21 protein-coding genes are annotated in these 26408 nt (G+C 66.8%); 6 read left to right on the plus strand and 15 right to left on the minus strand.

Going from position 1 to position 26408, the window contains the following annotated elements; all coding sequences use genetic code 11:
- Window positions 1–12 precede the first annotated feature (12 nt).
- From ACY466_RS00575 to ACY466_RS00595, 5 genes are all read right to left on the minus strand, one after another.
- Window positions 13–3261: an arabinosyltransferase domain-containing protein gene (locus ACY466_RS00575; RefSeq protein WP_463248898.1), complete on the minus strand. Its 3249-nt coding sequence runs from the start codon at window positions 3259–3261 to the stop codon at window positions 13–15.
- Window positions 3262–3323: 62 nt separating this feature from the next.
- The gene (locus tag ACY466_RS00580; RefSeq protein ID WP_463248900.1) at window positions 3324–5066 is read right to left on the minus strand and encodes a glycosyl transferase; all 1743 of its coding nucleotides are present in this window, start codon (window positions 5064–5066) and stop codon (window positions 3324–3326) included.
- Entirely contained in the window at window positions 5063–6952 is a 1890-nt protein-coding gene (locus ACY466_RS00585; RefSeq protein ID WP_463248903.1) for a galactan 5-O-arabinofuranosyltransferase, read from the minus strand. The genes ACY466_RS00580 and ACY466_RS00585 overlap by 4 nt, the downstream gene beginning before the upstream one ends.
- Before the next feature lie 16 nt (window positions 6953–6968).
- The gene (locus tag ACY466_RS00590) at window positions 6969–7733 is read right to left on the minus strand and encodes a decaprenylphospho-beta-D-erythro-pentofuranosid-2-ulose 2-reductase (protein WP_463248906.1); all 765 of its coding nucleotides are present in this window, start codon (window positions 7731–7733) and stop codon (window positions 6969–6971) included.
- Window positions 7730–9133: an FAD-binding protein gene (locus ACY466_RS00595; protein WP_463248908.1), complete on the minus strand. Its 1404-nt coding sequence runs from the start codon at window positions 9131–9133 to the stop codon at window positions 7730–7732. The genes ACY466_RS00590 and ACY466_RS00595 overlap by 4 nt, the downstream gene beginning before the upstream one ends.
- Window positions 9134–9204: 71 nt before the next feature.
- On the opposite strand from ACY466_RS00595, the gene ACY466_RS00600 reads away from it, so the two are divergent.
- Entirely contained in the window at window positions 9205–9663 is a 459-nt protein-coding gene (locus ACY466_RS00600; RefSeq protein WP_463248910.1) for a GtrA family protein, read from the plus strand.
- On the opposite strand, the gene ACY466_RS00605 is transcribed toward ACY466_RS00600, so the two are convergent.
- Window positions 9650–10228, minus strand: a complete 579-nt coding sequence (locus tag ACY466_RS00605; protein WP_463248913.1) for a dTDP-4-dehydrorhamnose 3,5-epimerase family protein — start codon at window positions 10226–10228, stop codon at window positions 9650–9652. The two genes, ACY466_RS00600 and ACY466_RS00605, sit on opposite strands and share 14 nt — an antisense overlap.
- Complete coding sequence (gene rfbA, locus ACY466_RS00610) at window positions 10225–11100, minus strand: glucose-1-phosphate thymidylyltransferase RfbA (protein WP_463252398.1); 876 nt, start codon at window positions 11098–11100, stop codon at window positions 10225–10227. Before rfbA ends, ACY466_RS00605 begins: the two co-directional genes overlap by 4 nt.
- 58 nt (window positions 11101–11158) lie before the next feature.
- On the opposite strand from rfbA, the gene rfbB reads away from it, so the two are divergent.
- Window positions 11159–12163 carry a dTDP-glucose 4,6-dehydratase gene (rfbB, locus tag ACY466_RS00615; protein WP_463248915.1) on the plus strand — a complete coding sequence of 335 codons (1005 nt, stop codon included), beginning with the start codon at window positions 11159–11161 and terminating at the stop codon, window positions 12161–12163.
- A gap of 3 nt (window positions 12164–12166) precedes the next feature.
- On the opposite strand, the gene ACY466_RS00620 is transcribed toward rfbB, so the two are convergent.
- The 5 genes from ACY466_RS00620 to ACY466_RS00640 are packed head-to-tail and all read right to left on the minus strand — an operon-like array spanning window position 12167 to window position 17787.
- Entirely contained in the window at window positions 12167–12997 is an 831-nt protein-coding gene (locus tag ACY466_RS00620; protein ID WP_463248918.1) for a glycosyltransferase family 2 protein, read from the minus strand.
- Complete coding sequence (locus tag ACY466_RS00625; RefSeq protein ID WP_463248920.1) at window positions 12998–13516, minus strand: GtrA family protein; 519 nt, start codon at window positions 13514–13516, stop codon at window positions 12998–13000.
- 49 nt (window positions 13517–13565) lie between these two features.
- Window positions 13566–14492, minus strand: coding sequence for an NAD-dependent epimerase/dehydratase family protein (locus tag ACY466_RS00630; protein ID WP_463248922.1), 927 nt, complete (start codon window positions 14490–14492; stop codon window positions 13566–13568).
- Window positions 14489–15496, minus strand: a complete 1008-nt coding sequence (locus ACY466_RS00635) for a glycosyltransferase (RefSeq protein ID WP_463252399.1) — start codon at window positions 15494–15496, stop codon at window positions 14489–14491. The genes ACY466_RS00630 and ACY466_RS00635 overlap by 4 nt, the downstream gene beginning before the upstream one ends.
- 38 nt (window positions 15497–15534) lie before the next feature.
- Entirely contained in the window at window positions 15535–17787 is a 2253-nt protein-coding gene (locus ACY466_RS00640) for a hypothetical protein (RefSeq protein ID WP_463248924.1), read from the minus strand.
- Between the two features lie 377 nt (window positions 17788–18164).
- On the opposite strand from ACY466_RS00640, the gene ACY466_RS00645 reads away from it, so the two are divergent.
- The 4 genes from ACY466_RS00645 (at window position 18165) to ACY466_RS00660 (ending at window position 23828) form a co-directional block, all read left to right on the plus strand.
- Complete coding sequence (locus ACY466_RS00645; protein WP_463248926.1) at window positions 18165–19154, plus strand: glycosyltransferase family 2 protein; 990 nt, start codon at window positions 18165–18167, stop codon at window positions 19152–19154.
- Window positions 19151–19591, plus strand: coding sequence for a GtrA family protein (locus tag ACY466_RS00650; RefSeq protein WP_463248928.1), 441 nt, complete (start codon window positions 19151–19153; stop codon window positions 19589–19591). Before ACY466_RS00645 ends, ACY466_RS00650 begins: the two co-directional genes overlap by 4 nt.
- A gap of 68 nt (window positions 19592–19659) precedes the next feature.
- Window positions 19660–21846, plus strand: coding sequence for a hypothetical protein (locus ACY466_RS00655; RefSeq protein ID WP_463248930.1), 2187 nt, complete (start codon window positions 19660–19662; stop codon window positions 21844–21846).
- A gap of 71 nt (window positions 21847–21917) precedes the next feature.
- Window positions 21918–23828, plus strand: coding sequence for a glycosyltransferase (locus tag ACY466_RS00660; RefSeq protein WP_463248932.1), 1911 nt, complete (start codon window positions 21918–21920; stop codon window positions 23826–23828).
- Here ACY466_RS00660 and ACY466_RS00665 read toward each other — a convergent pair.
- Genes ACY466_RS00665 through wzt form a run of 3 tightly spaced genes read right to left on the minus strand, consistent with a single transcriptional unit; the run spans window position 23821 to window position 26402 of the window.
- Window positions 23821–24648, minus strand: coding sequence for a class I SAM-dependent methyltransferase (locus ACY466_RS00665; protein WP_463248935.1), 828 nt, complete (start codon window positions 24646–24648; stop codon window positions 23821–23823). The genes ACY466_RS00660 and ACY466_RS00665 overlap by 8 nt on opposite strands.
- 46 nt (window positions 24649–24694) lie before the next feature.
- Window positions 24695–25600 carry a galactofuranosyltransferase GlfT1 gene (gene glfT1, locus ACY466_RS00670; protein ID WP_463248937.1) on the minus strand — a complete coding sequence of 302 codons (906 nt, stop codon included), beginning with the start codon at window positions 25598–25600 and terminating at the stop codon, window positions 24695–24697.
- Window positions 25593–26402, minus strand: a complete 810-nt coding sequence (gene wzt, locus ACY466_RS00675) for a galactan export ABC transporter ATP-binding subunit Wzt/RfbE (protein WP_463248939.1) — start codon at window positions 26400–26402, stop codon at window positions 25593–25595. Before wzt ends, glfT1 begins: the two co-directional genes overlap by 8 nt.
- Window positions 26403–26408 lie beyond the last annotated feature (6 nt).

A 26408-nucleotide genomic window follows, 5' to 3' on the forward strand; every position in this document is an offset into this window, starting at 1 on the left:
TTTTCGGGCTTTCTACCGGTATTTCATCGGACCCGGTGTCCACAGTCCCGAGCGGTCGATGGTCTCGACGTCGAGCTCGGCCGTGACGGCGTCCGGATCGAGGCGCGTGTACCGCTCGAGGGAGCCCCAGTCCCGACGGAGATCGCCGGACAGGTACGTCGGCACGGTGTCGGCGCGCAGCACCGTACCGGTCCAGCCGAGCGGCCCGCCGCCGATGTCGTCCTGCCACGCGTTGGTGGACTCGGCGCCCGTGCGGTCGGGGAGGATGCGCCATTCCGGAATCTCGGCGACGCCGTAGCGGTGGTCGAACGGACGCTGGCACGGGAACGCCAGGCCCACGGACCAGTCGAGAAGAACCGGTGCGGTCGAGCCCACCACGTCGTTCAACACGGTGGTCTGCGGAATGCGCGGCGGGGTGACCGCGAGCCACTGATCGGGCGCGAGATCGTCGTCGGTGGCGACCACGCGGACGGCGTCGGCCTCGTCGGGGATGTCCGCGAGCGGAACGCGCAGGTTGCGCCACGACGGCTGCGGACCGATGTCGATCGGCGTGACGCGCCCCAGGATCTGCTCGGTGCCGTCGGCGGCCACCGTCGCGTACTCGACCTCGAGCACCTGACCGGGGGTCACGATGCCGTCCGAGTCGACGGATTCGATGCGGCCGGCGGCCGTGATCGCCAGGAAGTCGCCGTCAACGGTGCCGGGCAGGGAGTACCAACCCGACGTGAGCGACGCCTGTCCGGCCCCGAAGCTGCCGAGGACGGGGGTGGTTGCCGGATCGAGTCCGAAGGGGAGCGCGACGGTCGAGCCGTTGACGCCCTCGGCGGCGCGGGTTCCGCCACCGGTGCCCGCGGTGTTGCTTGTCGCGGACTGGTCGCCGGTGTCGGAGGGGTCCACGGTGTTGGCTCCGCCGGTGGTGGCGGTGTCCTCGCGGTCGGCCGTGAGGTCGCCCGCCACACCGTCGGGCGTGAACCCGACGGTGTCGGTGCCCGCCAGCGGATCGACGCCCGGTTCCGGATTCAGCGGTTGCAGGGCCGCGGCATTGGGGTCGGATTCGACGAGCACATCTCGTGCCAATCCACAGGTCTCTCCGGTGAGCGAGTTCAGGGACGCGCGTCCGACGGAGTACGCGGGGAACTGGGAGACCGCGCCCTTGAGCAGCGACGCGAGTTCGAACAGGACGATCAGCCCGGCCATCACGGTGAGGGCGGATCCGCTGAATCGACGGGTGCGGGTACGGGGTGTCCCGATGTAGGGCGCCCGGAAGTGCTGCCACGCGGCGTACAGCAGGGCCACCAGCGTCAGGGCGAGCAGCACGGTCGAGAATCCGCGACCCGCGATGGACGGCGGCTTGTCGAACCACGGGACGCCGTAGCTCGAGACGTACCACCAGCCGTTGGACCCGGTGAACGCGAGCGCGGTCAGGAACAGCACGGCCGCGGTGAACAGGGTGCGGTTGCGCGGCGATCGTGCGGTCGCCGACATCACCGCGATCGCCCCCAGGGCCGCCAGCGATCCCGCGAGTCCGGCGTAGACACCGAAGTGGTGGGTCCACTTGGTGGGGGTGAACATCATCAGCAGCAGCGCACCGGCGACGATGCCCAGGATGCGCCGGGACGGTCCGAGCGAGGTCCCGGGGATGCGGCCACCGCGGCGCAGCATCACCGCGATGCAGGTCACGAGGCACAGGAGCATCGCGAAGACGGCGAAGCGGCGGGCCAGGGATCCGTCGGGCGAGATGTTGAGGAGTGCCTCCCAGCGCAACGACTCCTCGAACCACGGCACGTTGGGTCCGACCGCGGAGCGCACCCGGATGGCCTCGAGCACCGTGGCGACCGTCTGATCCGCGAAGACCGCGAACAACACCGCCGTGCCCGACGCCAGGAGGGGTGCGACGACGCCGGCCAGGCCCACGACCTTCGCGCGCGCGACCAGGATCTGCAGGACCGGCCGCGCCCCCGCGACCAGGGCGGCGATACAGATGAGTCCGGTGGGTCCGGCGGCGAGAGCGAACGAGGCGATGAAGACGGCGACGGCCGCGGGAAGCAGGCGGCCGGTGGCGATCGCCCGTTCCATCGAGCACCAGGTGAGCAGCGCGCCCAGGGCGATGACCGGCTCGGGGCGCAGTCCGTTGTTGTACGGCAGCCAGAAGGCGAGGAAGACGAGTCCGGCGGTCCAGATCGCGACGGGCTCGTCCCGCACCGCGCGGCCGAGGCGCGGGATGACCTCGCGGCTGATCACGAGCCAGCACAGGATTCCGGCGACCAGTGCGGGTACGCGCATCCACGGGCTCGCGGTCGACACGGTGGCGAATGCGGCGAGCATGTCGTAGTACGGCATGCCGAAGGGCGCTTCGGGGACACCGAACCAGCGGTAGTAGTTGGCCATGTAGCCCGAGATCTCGGACGCACGGGCCATGCTCAGCAGATAACCGTCGTCGGAGGTGTTGGCCCCGATGACGTGCCAGAGCAGCAGCACGCCCACCACCACGGCGTCGATACCCGTGACTCGGCGCCACGACGCGGGGAAGAAGCGGCGGGCGCGGCGTCCGTCTGTGTTGTCGAGCCGGTGCAGCGCGACCAGGGACACGGCCGCGAGCAGCGCCCCGACGATGATCGCGAGCCGCTTGAGCAGCGTCGGGGTGGAGGAGAAGCGCGAATCGACGTCGACGTCGACGCTCAGACCGGCCGGCGCCGCGCCGGTGAGCTCGGAGAACACGCCCACGGACTGCGGGCGTACGTCGCCCTCGACCGTGCCCACCAGGTCCGTGCCGACGACCTCGGCCGTCGTGCGCTCGGGGGTGGAGGTGACGACGACGGCGTCGCACGTGGTCTGCATGTCGGCGGGAACGGTGAGCAGCACCTGATCCCGCAGGACCAGGGTGACCTCGCCGGAGTCGTCCTTCCCCACGACCAGCCCGATGCGCTGCGCATCGGGTGACTGCGGGGAGACGGTGGAGAGCACGACGGTTCCGGGCTGCGCGTCGGCGAGGACGGTGCAGGGAATGGTGGCGGTGACGTCGAGCGGGTGGTAGGAGACCAGCGGCGCTTCGACACTGGTGAGCTCGCCGTTCTGCGGCCACGAGAGCGACGCGGACGTCTGCGCGACCGGGAGGAAAGGAGTGAGTACCGCGAGGAGTGTGCCGAGCAGGCCGGTGACGACGGCGACGAGACGCGCCGTGCGGAACGAGCTTGCCGCGGGGGCCTGTGCCCGCGAGTCGGGTGCCGGGGGATCGGGCGTCGTTCGGTCGGTCGTCGGCACGGCTCCGATGCTAGGCGACGGTTCCGACGTACCGAGAATCCTCGCCGTCGGCGGGCCGCGCGTCAGCGATCACGGACGTCGAAGACGTAGGTGCCGTCGATCTCGATCGGCGAGGTCTCGAGCAGGTCGACCGTGGTCCGAAGGACCTGGTCCTGGTTGTTCCCCGGCGGGACGAGCACCACGTCGGCACCCCAGAACCGCAGGTCGTCGTCCGCCTCGGCGCGCTGCTCGTCCGACAGGGTCGGAACGATTCCGGTGTTCGCGACGGTCCGCACGATGTCGGCGGTGGGACGAGGAACGGCGCCGTACCGGCCGCGGCCGTCGTCGACACCGCTGGGGCCCACGAAGTACCCGCCCGCGATGCGGAACTGCAGGTCGGTCTGCACCTGCCAGCGCAGCGCATCGGCGTTGCCCGTTCCGGGCAGGGGGAACGTGACGACGGAACCGTCGTCGACGTGGTCCCGCCACGCCCCGGTGGTGAAGAACGAGGGAGTCACCGGGTCCGCGGCCGTCGGGAGCGGGGCGGGGATCAGCGGGACGAGAGCGACGGCGACCGCCACGGCCCACACCCCACCGAGCCCGACGCGTCGCGCGGCGATCACCCGGTCGGTCGCCATCGCCACGAGCATGGCCATCAAAGGCAGGGAGACCAGGGTGTATCGAGTGTCGAGCACCGACTGCAGCAGCGGCAGTTCGTCCAGGATCACTCCGACGCCGGTGATGCCGGTGGGTTCGCCGCGGAGCGTGACCTCGGGTCCGAGGGACATCGCGGCGAAGACGACGGCGGTGAGCGCGGCGGCGACGGCCACGGGTCGGTGCCGCAGCGCGATCGCCGCGACGAGGGCGATCAACACCAGACCGAGCCCGAAGTAGGCGTTGTGTTCCGTCGGGTTGAGGGCGAGGTCCTCGCCGGGAAAGAAGGGTCCCCACACCGACTGGGGCGGGTACGAGATCAGCGTCAGAAGATCGTTGCCCGGCACACCGTGTTCGAGGTGCCGGTAGCTCTGGGGTCCCTGGAACTGCCACCACAGCGGCACCGACACCAGGAGCAGACTGAGGGCGCCCGCTCCGAGCATCGGCAGTGCGAGACGTCCGAGCAGGGCGCCGGTGGCGCGCGGACGAAGGATCAGATGGAACACGGCGAACACGGCGACACCGAGCGCGAAGAGCAGCAGCGGCTCCGCCCCGAGCAGCACCTGCCACGCGGCGAGCACGCCGAGGAGGACGGCGTTGCGCCGCACCCGGGTTCGCTCTCCGATGCGCACGGTGAGAAGGAAGAGGAAGGGCAACACCCCGAGGAAGGTGAAGTTGGGGTGTGCGTTGGCGTGCGAGACCATGCCGGGCGCGAACCCGGCGACGAGTCCGCCGAGGGCCGCGGCGGCCGGGGAGGGAGCCACGGTGCGGGAGAACAGGTAGTACCAACCGAACGCCGTGAACGCGAGCCCGGCCGTCAGCGCGAGCGCGAACGTCGCCGTCGGCCCGACGAGCAGCGTCAGGGGGATCAGCGGCACCGACCACCCGAGCATCGACGTGTTGGCCATCATGTTCACGCCGTCGGGTGCGTTCTGCAGGTCGCTGAAGAACGGGTTCGACAGTGTGGTGACCGCGCGGGCGGTGACGCTGAAGAACCACTCCCACATGGCCTGGTCCTGACCGCTCACCCGGAGGTAGGTGCCGTCGATGTCGCGCCACTGATTCTGCAGCAGCAGGAATGCGAACAGCGTGTACACGGCGCCGATCACCGCATCCGTGCGGCGGTGGGTGGAGCGGGTCTCGGTCGCCGATGCCGGGACGGTCGTCGTCATGCCCGGGTGATCAGGACGAAAGGCCCGATGTCGGTGGTGGTGAAGGCGGGATCGTCGAACAGAGATTCCGGGAACGACAGGGTGTAGCGGCGCACGTTCGGATCGTTCGGATACACGTCCTCGGCCAGGCGCAGGGTGTAGCCGTCCGCCCCGCGTCGGAAGAGAAACGCGTCCGGGGCGCGCCATTCGGAGGAGTCGAGCGCCGCGAGCAGTTCGTCGGGACCGCCGAGCTCGCTCCAGGACTCGATCGCGTCGGCGCGAGCGTCGAACTCCGCCAACGGATTCGCGTAGTGCGAGGTCAGGCCCTGGAATCCGAGGTACGGGTAGTAGGCCTGGAAGGTGGTGTCCGAGGTCAGGACGACGGTGTCCGATCGCGGTCCCGGGCGGGCATCGGTGAGGGCGGCGTCGACGTCGGCGTAGTGGGAGACCGCGCTGGGCGGCCGCTGATCGGCGCGCACGCCGTCGCCGTCGGTGTCCGTGTAGGCAACGGTGATCTCGTTCTGCAGGACGTGCGGGATGTCCTGCGCGAACGCGACGGCCCCGGCCACCCCGATCGCGACGCCCAGAGCCCGGACACGGGGTGATTCGCTCGCCACCAGGTAGGCCGCCCGCGCGCCGTCGACGAACCCGAAGACACCGGCCGCGCCGAGGACGAGGACCAGGACCGGTTCGAGTCGGAACCCCAGCAGGGTGGTGCCGGCCACGGTGGCCACCATGGACAGGATCGACCACAGGTACACCGCGACGATGCCGATGCCCAGGGCCTGTGCCCGGCGAGAGTCCTTGATGCGCACCACGATCCAGCCCAGGCCGATCAGACACAGCGCGCCGAGCAACGACGCCTGCAGCATGGGGAAGGGGAGTTCGGCGCCCGCGTCGGGCAGGTAGTGCAGAGCGGTGCCGCTCTCCGAGGTGCGTCCGGATGCCGCGGCCAGCAGGTACGGCGCCCACACGGTCAGGGCGAGGGCGCCGGAGATCGCGGCGATGACCACGAGGCGCAGCGCGGGATCGAGCAGGGCGCGCGGCGAACGAGATTCGCGGTATCGAAGCCCGGCGGCGATCAGGGCCATGAGTGTCACGGTGAACGCGGCCACCCCGAGGTAGAGCGTGTACACGGTGGCCGCCGCACCCAGGAAGAGTCCGGTGCCGACGACGGCGCCCCATCCCGCACCGCGCTCGGTGGGGCCGGGGCGGTGCAGCGCACCCCACGCCAGGATCAGCACCGGCGGAATCAGCACCGCGATCACCGCGCCGTAGGCCTCGGGGGAGGCGTACGCCGCGGCCAGCGCGGCGACCGCGAGCGAGACCAGTACGGCGAGGTCGGCGCGAACCAAGCTGCGCCACAGCACGAGCGAGACGACCACGGCGACGGCGAGCGAGGCGATGGCGTACGGCTTGTAGGCCTCCCACCCGTCGAGTCCCAGGACGTCGGCGACGCGGCCGCCCACCCAGAACCACCCGGCCGGGTAGTACGGCGGGAGGTCGGCGTAGGTCATGTCCGCGAGTGCGGGTGAATCCGTCAGGCGGGTCAGGTACTCGGTGCGGAACTCCTGGTCCACGGAGATGCCGAACAGATACAGCCGCGTCGCGGCGAGGGGCATTCCGAGTGTGACGGTGACGAACCCGGACAGGCCGATCCAGGAGAGCACGCGAGAGACCACGGGGCGGCGGCCTCGTCGGATCAGCACCACCGAGACCGCGATCACCGCGAGAGCGAGTACCTGCCCGACGGTGGTGACCGCCCGAAGAACGTTGGAGGAGTTGAACGCCGGCCACTGCACCAACGAGAACGCGTAGAGGCCGACCGCCGCGACCACGGCGGCGACGAGACCACCGAGGACGGCCTCGGCGGCCGTACCGAGCGCTCGCCGGGCCGGTGCCGTCATCGCCACGCCCGCCCGATCAGATGGGGAGTTTGCGGAAGATCGGCCGCGGCACGTGTCGCAGTGCCATCATCACGAACCGGAACGGGCCGGGTGCCCACACCAGATCCTTGCCCTTCTGCGAGGACGCGACGGCCAGCTTGGCCACGTCCTCCTTGTTCACCGTGAGCGGCGCTTCCTTGACGTGCGAGCTGAACTTGGTCCGCACCATGCCGGGACGGATCACGGTGACCCGAGGACCGAACTCGCGCAACGCCTCTCCGAGACCCAGGTAGAAGCCGTCGAGCCCGGCCTTGGTCGAGCCGTACACGAAGTTCGATCGCCGAACCCGCTCGCCCGCCACGGACGACATGACGATGATGCGGCCCGAGGCCTGCGCCTTCATCTTCTGTCCGAGCAGCACGCCGACGGAGACGGACGCGGTGTAGTTGATGTTGGCCGTGAGCACGGCCTTGCCCTGGTCCTGCCAGAGCAACTCGGGATCGAAGTCGACGGCGAACGCGACGATCGCGACGTCGACGTCCCCGCCGGCCCACGCGCGGTCGATCACGGCCGAATGCGATGCGGTGTCCAGAGCATCGAAGTCGATGACCTCGACCTCGCGTGCACCGGCCGCGGTCACCTGAGCGACGGCGGAGTCGCGGTTCGGATCGTTCGGCAGCGCAGCGAGGATCACGCGGGCGGGGGCCTTCGACAGGTACTCGGCGGTGATGGCCAGACCGATCTCGCTGGTGCCGCCCAGTACGAGGATCGTCTGGGGGTTGCCGACGGCGTCTATCGTCACAGCAGTTCCAACCTTCTGGCCATATCGGAGGCGAAAACGCCTGTGGGGTCGACGGATCGGCGAACCTGGATCCATTCGTCGATCCGCGGGTACATGGAATGGAACGTCTCGGCGGACGTGCGGGAGTCCTTGGCGGTGTAGAGACGGCCGCCGAACTCGAGGACGCGCTTGTCCAGCTCGGAGACCAGCTCGTTCAGTCCCGCCTTGATGGGGAAGTCGACGCACACGTTCCAGCCCGCGATCGGAAAGCTCAGGGGCGCATCGTTTCCGGCGCCGAACAGCTTGAACACGTTGAGGAACGAGTAGTGCCCCGAGCGCTGGATGTCGTGGATGATCTTCTTGAACTCCTCGACGGCCTGCGGCGGCACCACGAACTGGTACTGCAGGAATCCGGCCGGGCCGTACGCGCGGTTCCACTCCCCGAACATGTCCAGCGGATGGTAGAACTGCGTCAAGTTCTGGACCTTGTTGCGGTACGTCCCGGACTTGCGGTACCAGAGCTCGCCGATCGGTCCGAACGTGAACTTGTTCGCCAGACCGTTGGGGAACACGTCCGGGAACGTCAGCAGCGGCTTCGCGTCGAACCGCAGCGGGTCCTTCTGCAGCTTCGCCGGCAGTTGGTCGAGGGTCGCCAGCGATCCGCGGGAGAGGGCCGCGCGGCCCAACTTCGGCGGCCCCGAGATCGCGTCGAACCAGGCACTCGAGTAGTCGTAGCGGTTCTCGCTGCCGTCGCTGTGGATCGCGATGGTCTCGTCGAGATCGGCCGTCACGTCACCGTCGGCGACGAAGTACGCCGTCTCCGTCGGGGTCATCGCGATGGTCGCGCGCAGGATGATGCCGGTCAGGCCGTTGCCGCCGACCGTCGCCCAGAACAGGGCCGAATCGGCGCCGTCGGGCGTGATGTGGCGGATGGTGCCGTCGGCCGTCAGCAGATCCATCGAGCGCACGTGGTTGCCGAAGCTCCCGGCGCTGTGATGGTTCTTACCGTGGATGTCGCACCCGATGGCGCCGCCGATGGTCACCTGCCGCGTTCCCGGGAGGACGGGAACCCACAGGCCGAACGGCAGGGCCGCGCGCATGAGCTGATCGAGGCTGACCCCGCCGTCGACGTCGACGAGGTGTGTCGCCGAGTCGACGCTGTGGATCCGGTTCAGTGCCGTCATGTCGACGACGAGACCGCCCGCGTTCTGGGCGTTGTCTCCGTAGGACCGGCCCAGACCACGCGGAATGACCCCGCGTCGCAGGTGGCTCGGCTTGGAATCGTTGCGCTCCGCGACCTCGCGGACGGCCGTGGCGATCAGCTCCGGGTCCGAGGTCGTGAGCACCTGCGCGGTGGTGGGCGCGGTGCGCGCCCACCCGCTGAGGGTGCGCGCCGTCGTGGTCAATTCGGTGGTGGACATCGCCCCACAGGTTACAGGCACGAGCGCGGTCGCCGGTTCACCCGAACGGGTGCGGCAGTACGCTCGCACGCGTGTCAGAACAGGAACCGCACGTCCCGCTTCCGGTCGAGCTGCCCCTCACCGAGAACATCGCCGACGACGCCCTGGATCTGAAGACCCAGATTCTGCGGTTCCTGGCCACCGGGGTGCTGTCGGCGATCGTCGACTTCTCCATCACCATCGCCCTGCAATACGGGCTCGGCGTGCAGCTGTCGCTGGCGAAGGCCGTCGGATTCTTCGCCGGGACCACCGTGGCCTACCTGATCAACCGCCGCTGGACCTTCGCGGCGGCCCCGAACCGCAAGCGCTTCGTCGCCGTCGTAGTGCTCTACCTCGTGACCTTCGGAATCCAGAACGTGCTCTACACCGTGTTCGGTGGCATCTGGCCCGAGACGCTGATCTACAGCGCCGCGGCCTTCGTGATCGCGCAGGGCACGGCGACGGTGATCAACTTCGTCGTCCAGCGAGGAGTGATCTTCAAGATCCGCTGACGCGCCGCTCGGTCAGGGAGGCGAACGAGGGCGCGGCGGCGTCCTTGTCGGAGAGTCGGTAGGTCATTGGGGTGCCGTCGCGGCCGTGGGTGGGCCAGTCGATGCCGAGGTCGGGGTCGAGTGGGTGCAGGTCGCGGTCGAGGTCCGGGGAGTACTCGAGGCTGCACAGGTACATCACCGTGGAGTTGTCCTCGAGGGAGAGGATGGCGTGGCCGAGTCCTTCGGAGAGGAACACCGCGCGTCGGTCGACGTCGTCGAGAAGTACCGAGTCCCACTGCCCGTAGGTGGGGGAGTCGGCGCGCAGATCGACGATGACGTCGAGGAACGCTCCGGTGGTGGCGGTGACGTACTTCGCCTGCCCGGGCGGGTTCACGGTGTAGTGGATGCCGCGCAGCACCCCGGCGGCGGAGACGGAGCAGTTGGCCTGGAGCAGGTCCAGTGGCCGCCCCACGGCGGCCTCGAAGGCCGAGGCCTTGAACCATTCGAAGAACACGCCGCGGTCGTCCCCGAATTTTCTGGGGGTGAACTCCCACGCGCCGGGGATGGACAACTCTCGGAAGCTCACGCCTTTCGGCCCCTTTCGAGCAGATCGATCAGGTACGCCCCGTACCCGGATTTGAGGAGGGTCTGCGCTCGGGCGCGCAGCTGCTCGTCGGTGATGAACCCGCGTCGCCACGCCACTTCCTCGGGGGCGCCGATCTTGAGGCCTTGGCGTTGTTCGATGGTGCGCACGTAGTTCGAGGCGTCGAGCAGGGACTCGAAGGTGCCGGTGTCGAGCCAGGCCGTGCCACGGGGGAGGACCTCGACCCGGAGGCGGCCGGCGTCGAGGTAGTGGCGGTTGACGTCGGTGATCTCGTACTCCCCCCGCGCGGACGGGGCGAGGTCACGGGCGATCGCGAGGACGTCGTTGTCGTAGAAGTACAACCCCGGCACCGCGTAGTTCGACCGGGGGCGCTCGGGCTTTTCCTCCAACGAGATCGCGGTGCCGGCGTCGTCGAACTCGATCACCCCGTACGCGGTGGGGTCGGAGACCTCGTAGGCGAACACCGCACCGCCGTCGAGTCCGCCGAACCGCGAGAGCTGCGAGCCCAGGCCGGGGCCGTAGAAGATGTTGTCGCCCAGCACCAACGCGACCGAATCGGTCCCCACGTGCTCGGCGCCGAGGACGAAGGCCTGCGCGAGCCCGTTGGGCTCGTGCTGGACCCGGTAGGTCAGCGAGATCCCGAACTGGGAACCGTCACCGAGCAACCGCCGGAACTGCGCCTCGTCCTGCGCGGTGGTGATGATCAGGATGTCGCGGATGTCGGCGAGGATCAGCGTCGAGAGCGGGTAGTAGATCATCGGCTTGTCGTAGACCGGCACCAACTGCTTGCTCACGCCCTGGGTGATCGGATGAAGCCGCGATCCCGTGCCCCCGGCCAGAATGATTCCCCGCATGAGGGGGAAGTCTTTCAGACCACGCCGCGCTTCGCGTGCCCACGTAATGTCTTCAGCCATGAGAATGCTCGTGACCGGTGGCGCCGGCTTCATCGGCGCCAACTTCGTCCTGACGACCGTCGCCGAACGCCCCGACGTCCGGATCACCGTGCTCGACGCGTTGACCTACGCCGGCAACCGCGCCTCCCTCGACTCCGTCGCCGACCGCATCGACTTCGTCCACGGCGACGTCGCCGACGCCGACCTCGTCGACCGCCTCGTGCGCGAGACCGACCTCGTGGTGCACTTCGCCGCCGAATCGCACAACGACAACTCGCTGGCGAACCCGTGGCCGTTCGTGCACACCAACGTCATCGGCACCACCACCCTGCTCCAGGCGGTCCGCGAGCACGACGTGCGCTACCACCACATCTCCACCGACGAGGTCTACGGCGACCTCGACCTCGACTCACCGGACCGCTTCACCGAGAACACCCCCTACAACCCGTCGAGCCCCTACTCCTCGACCAAGGCCTCGTCCGACCTGCTGGTGCGCGCCTGGGCCCGCTCGTTCGGCGTCCGCGCCACGATCTCCAACTGCTCCAACAACTACGGCCCCTACCAGCACGTGGAGAAGTTCATTCCCCGCCAGATCACCAACGTGCTCACCGGAATCCGCCCCAAGCTCTACGGCGCCGGCGCCAACGTCCGCGACTGGATCCACGTCGACGATCACAACAGCGCCGTCTGGACCATCATCGAACGCGGCGAACTCGGCCAGACCTACCTCATCGGCGCCGACGGCGAAGCGAACAACCGCACCGTCGTCGAGACCATCCTCGACGTCTGCGGCAAGGACACCGGCGACTTCGACTTCGTCACCGACCGCCCCGGCCACGACCTGCGCTACGCCATCGACGCCACCCGCCTGCGCACCGAACTCGGCTGGACCCCCCGATACCAGGACTTCCGCGCCGGCCTGGCCGCCACCGTCGCCTGGTACCGCGACAACGAAACCTGGTGGGCCCCACAGAAAGAGGCCACCGAAACCAAGTACGCCGGCGCCGGCGAACGCACGCTCTGACGGTCAGCGCATCCGTCGTCGCAGTACCAGATAGGCCGCTCGCCGCAGGAACGACGTTCCGAGAGCCCGCAGGTTTCCGAGGCGTACATCGTTCTGCGACAACACATCCGGGTGCTCGTCCTGAAGTCTGCGGTGAAAGCCGGCGGCCTGGCTCGCCTGCTGACGAGCGAGCCGCACGCTCCACTGTCCCGCGTTGATCCGGAACGTCGCGAGCGAGCGGGGAATGGCGACGACGTCACCCGTCAGGGCCACCGCGGTGAAGGTCGCCTGGTCGATGAGGTAGGGATGCGTGTCGTCCCACCATCCGACGGACTCGAGAGCGTCGCGGCGCATCGTCACGCACGCGGGCTCGCCGAAGATGTTGGAGCCGGCGAGAACGGCCGTGCGGGCCGCGGTGGCGCCCGGCACCGGTCCCGCCAGTCCGCCCAGTCCGCGACGACCGACCAACACCGCACCCGACGCGTCCACGAGCGTGCGTTGGGAGGCCACCAGGACCGCCGTGGGGTGCTCGTCGAACGCCCGCACCTGCTCCTCGAGGCACCTGGGCGTGATGGTGTCGTCTCCACACACCAGCTTGATCAGCTCGCCGGTCGCAGCCTTGCTGACGCGGTCCCAGTTTCGTTTCGCCCCTCCGCCGGCGTCCGTGGTCAGCACCGTCACCCGCGGATCGGACTCGTACCGATGCAGGACCGCCATCGTGCCGTCGGTGGAGGAGTGGTCGGCGACGATCAGTTCGAGGTCCTCGTAGGTCTGGCCGAGGATGGAGTCGAGCGTTTCCGCGACGTAGTCGGCGTTGTTGTAGGCGGGGACCACGACGGACACGCGGGGAGCCATTCACTGACCTTTCACGGTGGGGGAGGCATCGGGCTTGGGGGAGGCGGGCGCGGAACTGCGACGGAACGAGAAATCCCGATATCCGAAGAAGCTCAGGCCCGCGAGGAAGACGGTGATGACCAACTGCGCGGGGATCGGGGAGAAGCCCAGTCCGGACACGGCGGTCGTCATGAGCACGAGGTTGACGGCGAAGGCCCCGGAGTTGACGACGGCGAATCGCCAGAGGTCGCGGAAGACGTGTCCGCGCACCCGGAACACCAGATAGCGGTTGGTGACGAACGCGGTGACCACGTTGCACAGGTAGCCGAGCACGATGGCGGCGTGGTAGCCCCACTGCTCGCCGATGGCCAGCTGCCAGCCGATGAACCACACCGTGCCGAGCAGGGTGTTGAAGCCGCCGACGAGGACGAACGCGACGCCCTGGTTACCGATCAGGCGCAGCAGCGGACCGCGAGGACGGGCATCGAGAACGGCCCGATCGTCGGGTGTGTCCGGGTTCTGCGCGTCCTCGTCCTGCACCCGAGCAGTGTTCCAGCCCGGTGCGGTCCGGCACAAAGGTGCGCCGCCGCTACCGGTGGCCGGCAAGCAGGGCCCGTCGGGTCGATTCCAGGGTGGACGAGATGCCGGCGGGCAGGGTTCGGTGGGGGCGGCGGTCGATCTCCGGCCACACGATCGAGCGGAGCCGCAGGTCGCGGCCCTGCAGCGCGGACAGTGGTGACGCCGCCTGCACCACCAGGGGTCGCCTTCGGAACACCGAGCGGCAGGCCCCGAGGATCGCCCCGATGGTCACGGCGTTGCCGGATGCGTAGATCTTGGTCACGGGGTCCGGTCGGGTGCGCGCGGCCAGGTCGAGGCTGTCGGCGACCATCTCGGCGGCGTCGGTGACGTAGAGGTAATCGCGCAGGGTGTCCACCGGAACGTAGATCGACACGGGTGTCGCCAGCAGGTACCCGCGACACAGGTGCGAGATCAGGCCCTGCGGTTTCGACAGGTTCTGTCCAGGACCGTAGAGATTTGCGAACCTCCCGACGACGACGGACGAGTCGGTCCGGTGGCCGAAGTCGACGGCGATGTCCTCCGCGCGCAGCTTCGCCGCGCCGTACTCGCCCAGGGGCGCGACCGCACTGTCCTCGTCGTGGGGTGCGTCGGGAGTGCCCGCGTAGACCCCACCCGCGGACGACGCGTGGAAGACGGTGAACGGCGTGTCGCGATCGGCGCGGCGTTCGAGGGCGGTCAGCGCGTGCGTGAGCAGCGAGTTCTCGCGATCGAAGAATTCCTGCGGCGTGCCGTTGACCCCGGCGCCCGCGCACCACACCACCTCGACTCCGCCCGTGCGGGGCAGTGCCGCGATCTGTTCCTCGATCGCGGCACGCGCCGCCGACTCGTCGAGCCAGGGCACCGCGGTGGTGACCACCGTGCGGCCACGTCGACTCAGTTCCGAGGTCACCGCGCGGCCCAGCAACCCGCCGCTTCCGACGACCCAGGAGGTGGTCACTCGGGCGGCCCGGCCGGGCGGGTGTCGTCGGGCAGCCGATCGGCGCGGCCGAGGGGACCGGACGCGGGGTCGCCGACGATGAGATACGGCGGTTTGCCCATGGCGGTCTTGACGTTGACGCCGACGTACTCCGCGACCACGCCGAGCGAGAACAGCGAGGCCCCGAAGCCGAAGAGCAACACCACCATGGTCGATGCCCACCCGCGGACCGTGGTGGTGGGATCGAAGAACGCGTAGACGACGAGGAGATACAGCACCAGAACGAGACCGAGCACGGCGAAGACCATCCCGAGCACGCTCACCAGGCGCAGCCCCTTGGTTCCGCTCGAGAGCACCATCCGCCAGAAGTGCGACAGGAGGGTGCGCAGGCTGTACCCGGAGCGTCGGCCCTGTTCCTCGCGCAGGGTCACCGGGCTCGTGGTGACGTGGCCCGCGATCCAGCCCAGCGCCACGTCGAGGTAGGCCTCGGAGCCGGCGTAGGCCGCCACCGATCTGCCCACTTCCCCGACGACCATGCGAAAGCTGCTGTACTGCACCGTGTTCTCACCCGAGAGAGCCTTGGCGATGAGCCACTTGGCGCCCTTGCTGGTGACGTTGCGCCACGCGCCGTGGGGTGCGGCGTTGGCGCCGCGGGCGTAGACCACCGTCGCCTGCTCGTCGAGCGCGGTGTCCAGCAGTCCGCCGATGGCCGCGGGATCGTGCTGCCCGTCCTCGTCCATCGTGACGATCCACTCGCCACCGCTCGACGCCATCCCGGCGAGGGTGGCCGGGTGCTGGCCGAAGTTGCGGCTGAGCCAGATGCCGCGGACGAACGGAAATGCGTCGACGAGTTCGCGAATGGTGCGATCCGACCGATCCGGTCCGTGGTCGAAGACCAGCAGCACTTCCTCGACGATCGCGGGCCGGCGTCCGGGCGTCACGAACGCTCGGGTCAGGCTCTCGAGCTCGTCGATCAGCGGTCCCAGCGTGCGTTCCCCCTGATAGACGGGGACGACCACCGAGATCCGGTGCGGTGTCATCGCGTCTGTCACGATGCTCGACCCTATAGGTCCGTCGACGCTCCCCGCGCGGTCGTGGCGTCGACACCCGGCTCGGAATCGTCTCCCCGTCTGCGACGATCCCGGATGTCGAGGCCTGTCAGCAGAGCCAACGCGATCAGCCCTCCGCCCATCGCGACGAGGCCGGGGACGAAACCGGGGGGCCGGAACACGATCTCGAGTTCGGCGTCGGCGGTACCCGGCGGAACATCGACGGTCAGGAAGATGTCGTCGAGTTCGGCGGTGGGCACGGCGTCGCCGTCGAGCGCGGCGGTGTAGCCGGGCCAGGCGAGGCGGGCGAACACGACGCTGCCGCCCGTCTCGGAGCTCACTCGCACGGTCTCGTTCACCTCGGACACGCTCACCGACTCGGCAGTGGCGTCCACGACGGCGGACACGGTGCCCGGCGCTGCGGAGATCGGGCCGTCGATGCGCTCGAGCACGACGATCTGGTCGGCTTGCGGTTCCGGTACGTCGACCCACTCCCAACCGGCGGCCACGGGTAATTGCTGCCAGGCGGGATACCGAGCGATCTGCAGCACGACGCGATCGACGAGCATCAGATCGACGTAGGTGCGGCCGGTGGTCGGCTCGATCGCGAAGACCTTGTCGTAGGCGGCGCGGCAGGTGCTGCCGTCGAACACGGCGCACACCAGGTCACCGAATGCTCGGTGGCCGACCGGGGTGTACACGTTGACGTAGTCCAGATCCAGAATCTTGGCGTAGTTGCCGTACGTCTGCGCCTCCCAGCGCTCGGTCGGCCCGTCGGTGTTCTGCAGGCTCGCCTCGCGATCGCCGAGTTGCAGAGTGGTTCCCGGCCGATCGGGGAACTGTTCGCGTGCTTCGCTCTGATATCTCGGCAACTGCCACCCCGGGAGCAGGGGACCCTGGAACACGGTGTCGTAGCTGGTCACCTGGTAGAGCGCGACGGGGATGACACTGACCATGAGCAGGGCGGCTGCGGATGTCGCCCCGCGCGTGCGTACGAGGAGCAGCACGAGTGCGCCGGCGACCACCACGAACAGCACCGACAACAGGTGGCGGCCCGCGAGGAAGGGGCCGGAGGACATCGCGCGGATCAGCAGGATCACGATCAGGATCACGGCGGCGGTGATGCGTCCGCGGATCTGTCGAAGAGTGCCGAACCGGCTGATCAGAACCACGACGGCGACCAGCAGGACGCAGGCGACGAACGGCAGCAGGCGTGCCGGCCAGCGAAGCGGGCCGATGTCGCTGGGTCCGGCGGTGAACAGCAGGAGTGTCACCAGCAGGATCGCCGGTGCGGCGTACTCGCGCATCGAGTCCGCGACGCGGCGCCACCGGACGAACGCGAGCATCGGGATCACGAACCACGCGATGTAGGTGACCGGGGCGGGCGTCGTCTCCTCACCGAAGGACTGCATGCTGGTGATCGCGCTCGGCAGGCTCGCACTCAGAGTCTCCGACCAGGGCGCCACCAGTGAGTTGTCGTTGCGGACACCGACCCCGGTTCGCCACGTGACGCCGGAGGTCAGTGCACCGGGGAGGAAGGTGATGGCGCCGCACATGGCGGCGGCCGTCGCCGCCGCGGCCAACCGCAGAACGGGACCGAGGCCGCGGGTGCGGATGTAGTGCCCGATCATCACCGCACCTGCGGTGACCCCGGCCATCATGGCGGCGTGGACGTATCCGACGCTGATCGCGAGGTAGAGGAAGGCGAACACGGGGATCGGTCCGCTGCGTCCGCGGACGTAGCGCTCGGCACTCGCCCAGGCCTGCATGACCCAGGCCATGCCGATGAGCGAGGTCACCCACGACGGCTGGTCGAAGAAGAGTGTGAAGCCGCTGAACGGGACGGCGGCTCCGGCCACAGCGGCCCACGCCGGGCGCGCGCCGTACTCGAGGGCGACTCGGTAGACGCCGAGGGCGAGGATCACCGCGAAGAAGATCTTGACCAGTGCGGAGTAGAGGGCGAGGTCGTCGAACGAAGGGGCCAGGAGGTTGACGATCATCTGGACGGGGTTCCAGAGTCCGCCCTGGCCCTCGACGGGGTAATTTCCGCCCATCCACTGCGTGGTCACCAGCGGAAGGAACTGGCCCTCGCGCAGCAGTCGGCCGAGAGCCAGCCAGTTACCGACCGCGCCGGACGCGGTGTCGTCGAGGTAGAAGTAGCGATTGTCGACGGCGAAGATCGAGAACATGCCGATCAGCACCACCACCGCGGACGCAGCGCCCCATCGCAGCCGTTCGGCGCGTGTCGCTGTCGGTGCGGTGGTCATCCGATTTCCCCCTGGTTCAGCGGACGTGTCCGAATGCAGACCGCGTCCCGCCCCCGTCGTGTGGGGATTCACGCCTCGTGGTCGCAGGTTGCATCGGCCTCGTGGTCGCAGGTTGCATCGTAGGTGACTCACAGACTGCGATCGCCCGCTGTTCCCGATCGCGGGCGAAGGATCCACACGGATCGACTGAGGCGTCGACACACGAACGTGTAATGAGCGCATCACTGCATCCACCGCACGAGCACCACTTCCGGCACTGCCGGATTCATGGGCGGTTCCGACCGCATGTCCTGTTCTTGTGTCAGTGGCTCCTTGTGTAACACTTGCCGAGTTCGTGCCATCCAATCGATGGCGTCTGCCGTTGTGTTGGAGCTACTGTGCTGTTGTCGGTCGTCGTCCCGTGTCACAACGAGGAGGACGTGCTGTCCAGTCTCGCCGAGCGAGTCGTGGCGCAGATGGATTCATCGGGACCCGACCTCGAGATCATCCTGGTCGATGATGGCAGCCGCGACGAGACCGTGGCGATCATGCGGCAGTTGCATCGTGACGATTCGCGTATTCGGTACATCTCGCTGAGCCGAAACTTCGGGAAAGAATCGGCGATGCTGGCAGGCCTGGTCTACGCCAAAGGTGATGCCGTTGTCATCATGGACGCGGACTTGCAGCATCCGCCCGAACTGATCGTGGACATGCTGCGCTTGCACGCTGAGGGGTACGACCAGGTGGTCGCCCGTCGAACGAGGGACGGTGACTCCTTCGGCCGGACTGCGGCTGCCAGGGTGTATTACCGTGCAGTGAACCGGATGGTCGACGTGGACATGCAAGACGGTGCTGGGGATTTTCGGCTGTTGAGTCGACGCGCCGTAGACGCGCTTCTGCAACTCGGCGAGTACAACCGCTTCTCCAAGGGACTGTTCTCGTGGATCGGGTTCCCCACCGCAACAGTCGATTACAAGAACGTGGCCCGTCAAGGCGGCGGCGTCAGTAAGTGGTCCTTTCGGCGCCTCGTCAACTACGGCATCGACGGCATCATGTCGTTCAACAATGCTCCGGTGCGTCTCGCGATCTATATCGGGGCGACGGTGATGGCGCTCGGACTGGCTTATGTCCTGTTTTTGATCATCGCCGCAATAGTGGCGGGGGTCTCCGTTCCCGGGTATGTGACGCTGGTTGCGGCGATCATCGGGCTCGGGGGGTTGCAGCTGATGTTCCTGGGCGTGATCGGGGAGTACGTCGGACGAATCTACTACGAGACCAAGCAGCGCCCGCATTTCTTGGTCGCGGAAACAGAGGACGACCATGCCCCATCACGTTCGGTGCGTCGCAGCCGCATCGCTCGAGAACTTCACGGGGACGAAAAGGAGTGAGTGACCCGCAGGCGCATGACGGCGCACTGCGCCGACGCGGCAGAAATGCTCTCCCGAGCGTCATGCGCTTTGCCCTGGTCGGCGTCCTCAACACCTCGGTGTATTACGGGAGTTACCTACTGCTGAGATTGATAATCCCCTACCTTGCGGCCCATCTCGTGGCAATCGTCATCGCGATGGTGGGTTCGTTCCTTCTCAACTGCTATTGGACCTTCAAGACGAAGCCGACATGGCGAAAATTTGCCATGTTTCCACTCGGCAACATGGCGAACTATGTCATCACAACGGTAGGGGTTGTTCTTCTCGTGGATGGGGTTGGAATAGATGAGCGAATTGCACCGCTGGTGGCCGCGGTGGTTGCGATTCCTTTCACCTTCGTTCTGTCGAAGAAAATACTTCTGCGCGGGCATGTCGTCGGATCGGTCAGTTCATCGTGACGTCGGTCGACGCTTCGCGCTCGGGTGACACCGTGAGGGGGCACACCCGCCGAGTTACTGATACGGCGATGGTCCCGCTGGTCGCGGTCACCGTTGTCCTCATGGCCGCGTTGGCGCAGTGGCGAGGGACGCTGTTTTTCTACGTGGGCGATATGTACGAGCAGTTCGTTCCCTTGTGGCACATCTTCGGGTCGCAATTACGAAGCGGGCAATGGGTTGCGATGGATCCGACCGGATGGATGGGCGGGAATTACGCAGCGGAGGCACTGACGGGGATCTGGAACCCCGTCAACCTCGTCAATTTCGTCATCGTCTCGTTCTTCGACAACTTGGCGCTCGCCGCGTTTGTCGTGACCGCGGAGATGATGGCAATCCTCGGGACCGGTGTTTACCTGCTCGCGAGGGCATATGGCGCGGGACGGGCGCCGTCTTACCTGGTCGCGGTCGCGATGCCGGTGTCCGGGCTCACCCTCTGGTACGAGGCAGCAGGATGGCCTGCGGGCCTCGCGGCGTTCACTTGGGTCATCCACTTCTGGTGGTCATCACGGCGTTTCGTCGCTGGTCGTGTGCCTGCAATCGTACCGTTCGTGTTCGGCTTCCTTGCGATGACAGCGGGCAATCCCTACGCGCCTCTCGGCCTTGTCGTGGTGCTGAGTGCTCTTGGCGTCGAAACGTTCCTTCGTGGAGATCGCGCGAAACTGGCGGCGCTGACTCTGGTGGGTGCGTGCGTTGGCGCGGTGGCTTTGATGGTCTTTCTTCCACTCCTCGGCTCCAGTGAGGTGACGAATCGACAATCTCTCGCCGCTATCGCGAACGATACTTTTCTCGTTCCGGACATCGGCGATCTGGTCGCAGGTAGCTCGACGACGTATCTTCCGTCTATCTCGAATTGGGGTGGTGCGCGATTGGAGAGCGTGCCATCCACCTACTTCGCGTGGTTCTTCCTGCCGCTTCTCCCCTGGCTACGATGGGGATCTCTGCGGCGCAGATACTCGGGTGCGGTGGGTTTGGCCATCGTGGGTGGCTTCTATTTCGTGGCCAGTCTCGCACCGTCGAACGTGTGGTTGTTTCGATGGCCGTTCCGATTGGTCGAATATCTCTATTTGGTGGTCGCTGTTGCATTCGCGATTGCGCTGTCCGCTGGGCTCGCACGTGATGATCTGCGTCGACGAGCAGGGCTGACGGTCGTTGCCATTGCATTGGGTGCTTACTTGTCTTGGGCGGTTCGGCCCGACCTGGGGGTCATCCACCTTGTCGGTCTCGTATCGACTTCTGCGTTCGTGGCGACAAGCGTGATCCTGGGGATTCGGCGGGGGACATCTGCTCTGGTTGTCGTCGCCCTCGTGGGCACCGTCGGCGCACTCGGCTTGCAGGCGTCGTCGTTTCCATCTTCACCACAACCACTGCCGTCGGCGACGCCGGAACCACCGGGCCCACCGAACGGAGGTACGCCGGGGTTCTCGATCGACGAGATGCGAGCGGGCGCGGAAACATATCGAGGAACGGTTCTGCAACTGGCCGAGAAGGCTTCGGTGACCACCGAAGACACTCGGTCGGGCCGGCTCCTGTTCGGCAACGTTGCTCGTGTAGTCGGTCGAACTACGGTAGCCAGTTACACGGGAATGGGCTTCGACGTATTCGCCGACGAATTGTGCATGGATTATCGAGGCGCCGTTTGTGCGGATGCTTATGACAGGCTGTTCGAACCCGCGTCCGACGAGATCGTCGCTCCTTTGGTCGACATCATGGGCATTTCGACTTTGGTACTGCAGCGCGCTCTCCTGCCCTCGCAAACTGCTGGTCCTCCGCCTCGCGGGTGGCGCATTGCAGACGAGGACGGTGCTCGTGTCGTGTGGGTACGAACCCAGCCGATGGCAAGTCGCGCCGGTCCTGCGACCTGGTCCTCTCCGGGGGTCGATGCGTCTTCGTCACGCGGCACCGCGAGTGTGGAAAGGGTCGATATCGACGCGGTCACTTCGGGTACCGTCGTGTTCTCGCGTTTGGCCTGGCCGGGTTACTCGGCCAGCGTGAATGGGGTAGCCGTCCCCGTCCGGGAGGGCCCCGCGGGTCTGTTGACCGTCGACGTGCCCGCCGGAACTGCGGTCCTCGAAGTGGTGTTCGAGTCACCAGGTCTGCGACTGGGCAGGATCGCGGCAGTGGTGGCGGGCCTGGTAGTGCTGACAATGTCATTTCTGGGCGTCGTTTCGCGGCGCCGCGCCCGAACGGCTATCCCGGATGGGACCGCAAAGGGTTGATAACGTGAGCTGCGTCGATCGACGAAGCTGGACGCCAGTGGTGGATCGCACCGCAAATCGGTAGGAGAGTAATGAGTAGGTCCGCGCAAACTGTCGGAACGCAGAACGACATCGAGGCGGTGCGGCGCAAACTGACCGACCACGAGCCGTCGACACGGTTGGTGGTTCAGCGCGGCACATTCGCAGGGCCGTCTTCACGGGTCTCCGACGATCTGTACTGCTCCATCGTCAATGGAGATGCTCACCGCCGCCGGTTCGATGTGACTCTGGAACAAGGTGCCCTGGTTCATGCCGACACCTATTTCGGGCGGTTCCCTGCAAGCTACTTTCAACGTTGGACCTCGATCCTCGAAGTGACGGTGTCATTCGATTTCGACGGCTCTGGCGAGGTGAGGCTGCGTGCGTCGGATTCGGGTGGAAACGAGAGGACGGTTCGGACGGCCGGCTTGTCCGATTCAGGCCGACTGCATCTCACCGGAACCCTCGACACGTTCTTGGACGGTGGATATCTCTGGATCGAGATCGCAGCGTCCGGCAGTCGCGTCGTTGTCTCGAACGTAGAATGGACCGTAGCGGCACCTGAGGTAATTCGCCCTGCGGCGGTCGCGATATGCACGTTCAACCGAGCGGACGACTGCGCGGAGACGGTTGCCGCGCTTGCGTCCGACGATGGGGTCATGGCGGGCCTCGACGCAGTCTTCGTCGTCGATCAGGGTACCGATCCGGTAGCGGAGCGGGTTCTGTTCACCGAGGTGCGCGAAACTATCGGTGACAAACTCGTCTACATCCGGCAACCCAATCTCGGCGGGGCCGGTGGTTTCACTCGCGGGATCTTCGAGATCACGGAATTGAACCAACACGCCAATGTCATTCTGATGGACGATGACATCTTGTGTGAACCGGAAACAGTCCTACGTATGAACGCCTTTGCGAATGTCACGAGCGAGCCGACCCTGGTAGGCGCGCAGATGCTGTATCTGATGAATCCATTGAACCTGCACGTGAGCGGCGAGGAAGCGGACCTACCCAAACTCAAGGCGGGTCGGTGGTCGGCGAATTCTCTTCACGACGTGGATTTGACCGAGAAGCGCGCAAACAAGCGTGTGGACGCCGGGTACAACGCCTGGTGGTCCTGCCTGATACCCGCCGAAGTCGTCTCTGCTATCGGTCTTCCGTTACCGGTGTTCTTTCAATGGGACGATATCGAGTTCGGGATTCGAGCGCGTGCTCACGGTTTTGCAACCGCCACGCTTCCCAACGCCGGAGTATGGCATGCAGACTTCCACTGGAAGGACCGCGACGACTGGGCGAAATATTTCAGTGTGCGAAATTCCCTGATCGCGGCAGCTCTGCACAGCGACTTCGAGGTCAACGCTTTGACGAAACTATTGGCTCGTGAAGTGACCCAGTTCGCTGTGTCGATGCAGTACGGCCTGGCGCACACTGTTCTTCAGGCAGTCGAGGATTTTCTGACCGGGCCGAGCATTCTCGACGACGGTGGTCAGTCCGCTCTTGTTTCGGTTCGTGCCATGCGTGCTGCCCATCCGGAAACCATCAAGCACCCCGCGAGTGCTGTACCCGGAGTCTCGGCATCCGAATTGGTTACCAGGACAGCGACTTACCCCCCGAAAGATTCGATGCTCGACCTGGTTCTGGCGAAGCGAGTTCGGGACCAGTTGCAAGGTCGGGTACGGCACGAGTTCGCCTACATCCCGGCGGCCGAGGCGCATTGGTGGCACGTGTCGTTGTTCGATCGGGTCGTTGTTGCCGATGCGTCCCAGTCCGGGGTTCGAGTACGTCGTCGGAATGTGTCCGAGGCGAGGTCGGTCGCCAAGCGTGTTGCCAACGTGATGCGGCGTTTTCGGTCGGAGGGCAGTGACGTCCAGCGACAGTTCAGAGACGCTGTTCCCGATTTGACGAGCCGCGAGAATTGGGCTCGCCTGTACGGCGTCGATTCCGCCGACAGTAAGTCGGTCAGATGAGCTTCAGCGCCACCTGTTCCCCGTTGGACGTGTAGGCGAGGTATTCGAATCCGACTCCGGTGCGATCGACGAATTCGGTCCACGCCCGGTACTCGTGTGCGGCCCAGCCCGGATAGTTGAAGAACTCGTCGAACACGATCACGGTGCCCGGGCGCAGCCGGGACTCGAGGCGTCGCAGGACGAAGTCGGCCGAGGAGTACAGGTCGGAGTCGACGTGGACGAACGCGATCGGTCCGCGGTTCTTGGACAGGAACGGGCCAAGCGTTTCCTGAAACAGACCCTTGACCAAATGCGCGCCAGGCACGTCGGGTAGAGAATCCTGCGCGAAAGTTCCGGCTTCGAAGCCGGTGCGCCATGTTTCGGGAAGACCTTCGAAGGTGTCGAAACCGGCAACCACGCCAACATTCGACTGTTGACGCCACTCCTCGGCGATGATGGCCAGCGTGGTTCCAGTGGCGACACCGAACTCCAGTGCCATGCCGTCGATGGAAACTGCACCCAGCGCGTGGCGCAGCGTCAGGTTGGGGTGCGTGAAAGACGGCGTACGCGTCAGGTGGTCCTCGACGAAGTCCGCGCTGGATGCAGTCGCTTCGACGTCCAACGCAAAGGGGATGTCACGACGCATCCGAAATTCCAGCGTGGTGACGGACTCCTGTAGTTCCGAGATGACCTGCGCCTGGCTGGTGAGGAGGTTCACGAGTTCGTGGTGGCGGCGTTCTGCGTCGGACCGGTCGGCGGCTGTGGCGTCGTGGACTGCCCGGACGACCTTGTCGCGAGCCGACACTTTCATGCGCTGCGTCAGGCGCCACTTCGAGGTCATGAGCAGTTACCGTAGTGGACCGACGATCATCGGACGCACCTGGTGTTCAGGGGCGGCGGAAGTGCTCGCGCCGACCGAGTTTGCGCAGGCTCAGCCACTCCCGCAGGCCTGCGGGATTGCGCGTCGTGACCAGGAAATACCAGCCGAACCGCACCCATTCCTGGGGGAGGAGTTTGCGCATTCCCGGCTGCGCCATCAGGTATCCGCGGTTGCGGTAGGTGAAGTACCGCTTGGTCGCGTCGTCCGGGTACTGGGTGTGCATGCGACCGCCGAGGATCGGCTTGAACTCGTCGGCTCCGTTGGGATGGACGTAGGCGGTGGTGAGGCAGGTGCCGAACGCCAGGCCGGATCGCTGCAACCGCCGGTGCATCTCCACCTCGTCGCCGCGGACGAACAGTCTGAGATCCGGAACGCCGACGGCGTCGATCGCCGACGCGGAGAACAGGGCGCCGTTGAACAACGACGCGATGCCGGCGAGGAGGTCGTCCTCCGGCCGGGCGGGGTCGATCAGTTCCGAGCGGAGCCGACGCCACTCGAGTCCACGGCGCAGCGGGAACGCCAGGCGATCCGGGTCGTCGATGTCGCAGACCACCGGGGAGACCTCTGCGAGTCCGTGGCGCTGCGCGCAGTCGACGAGGGTGCGCAGAACGTCCGAGCCCTCCGGGCGGCCGTCGTCGTCGGCGAGCCACACCCAGTCCGCGCCGAGCGAGAGGGCGTACAGGATGCCGAGCGCGAATCCGCCCGCACCGCCGAGGTTGTGCTTGCTGCCGAGGTACGTGACGTCGAGTCCGGCCGTGGACTCCACGAGTTCGCGCACCTGCGGTTCGTCCGCGTTGTCGACGACGACGAGGTGATCGAGCGGCCGAGACTGCGAGGCGAGCACCGTCAGGGACGTCGCCAGCAGTTCGCGTCGGCGATGGGTGACGACGACACCGACGATCCGCTCAGGCACGCGGATCGTGATCCTGCGCCTCGATCTCGCGGATGACCTTGGCCACGTGATCGGCTGCGTCGTTCCCCTCGTACGAGCGCACGATCTCCTCGATGGATCCGCGCTGACGGATCTGCCCGTGATCGACCCACATCGCGGAGTCGCACAGCTGGGCCAGGAACTCGTTGGAGTGCGAGGCGAAGACCAGGATGCCCGAGCGTTTCACCAGTGCCTGCAGGCGGATGCGAGCCTTCTTCATGAACTCGGCGTCGACCGCGCCGATGCCTTCGTCGAGCAGCAGGATCTCGGGGTCGATGCTGGTGACGACGCCCATCGCGACGCGCACGCGCATACCGGTCGAGTAGGTGCGCAGCGGCATGTCCAGGTACTCGCCGAGCTCGGTGAAGTCGGCGATCTCGTCCATCTTGGCCATCATCTGCTTGCGCGTCTGGCCGAGGAACAGGCCGCGGATGACGATGTTCTCGTAGCCCGAGATCTCCGGATCCATCCCGACGCCCAGATCGAACACGGGCGCGACGCGGCCGCGGACGCTGGCGCTACCCCGGGTGGGCTCGTAGATGCCGGCCAGCAGGCGCAGCAGCGTGGACTTGCCGGCGCCGTTGTGTCCGACGAGCCCGACGCGATCGCCTTCCTTCAGCGACAGGGAGATGTCGCGCAGGGCTTCCACGACGACGACGTCGTCGCTGTTGCGCCCGATGGTTCCGCCGGCCCGGCCCAGGAACGCCTTCTTGAGCGAGCGGGTCTTGGCGTCGAAGATGGGGAAGTCGACGCACGCGTTGCGCGTCTCGATGCTCACGGTCATGGGGCA

It is taken from the genome of Rhodococcus sp. K11/5 (assembly GCF_055193735.1).

Coding starts and splice junctions, on each gene's coding strand:
- ACY466_RS00580 (WP_463248900.1), bottom strand. CDS start 5,066: ATGACGACGACCGTCCCGGCATCGGCGACCGAGACCCGCTCCACCCAC.
- ACY466_RS00585 (WP_463248903.1), bottom strand. CDS start 6,952: ATGACGGCACCGGCCCGGCGAGCGCTCGGTACGGCCGCCGAGGCCGTC.
- ACY466_RS00595 (WP_463248908.1), bottom strand. CDS start 9,133: ATGTCCACCACCGAATTGACCACGACGGCGCGCACCCTCAGCGGGTGG.
- rfbA (WP_463252398.1), bottom strand. CDS start 11,100: ATGCGGGGAATCATTCTGGCCGGGGGCACGGGATCGCGGCTTCATCCG.
- rfbB (WP_463248915.1), top strand. CDS start 11,159: ATGAGAATGCTCGTGACCGGTGGCGCCGGCTTCATCGGCGCCAACTTC.
- ACY466_RS00620 (WP_463248918.1), bottom strand. CDS start 12,997: ATGGCTCCCCGCGTGTCCGTCGTGGTCCCCGCCTACAACAACGCCGAC.
- ACY466_RS00640 (WP_463248924.1), bottom strand. CDS start 17,787: ATGACCACCGCACCGACAGCGACACGCGCCGAACGGCTGCGATGGGGC.
- ACY466_RS00655 (WP_463248930.1), top strand. CDS start 19,660: ATGGTCCCGCTGGTCGCGGTCACCGTTGTCCTCATGGCCGCGTTGGCG.
- ACY466_RS00660 (WP_463248932.1), top strand. CDS start 21,918: ATGAGTAGGTCCGCGCAAACTGTCGGAACGCAGAACGACATCGAGGCG.
- ACY466_RS00665 (WP_463248935.1), bottom strand. CDS start 24,648: ATGACCTCGAAGTGGCGCCTGACGCAGCGCATGAAAGTGTCGGCTCGC.
- wzt (WP_463248939.1), bottom strand. CDS start 26,402: ATGACCGTGAGCATCGAGACGCGCAACGCGTGCGTCGACTTCCCCATC.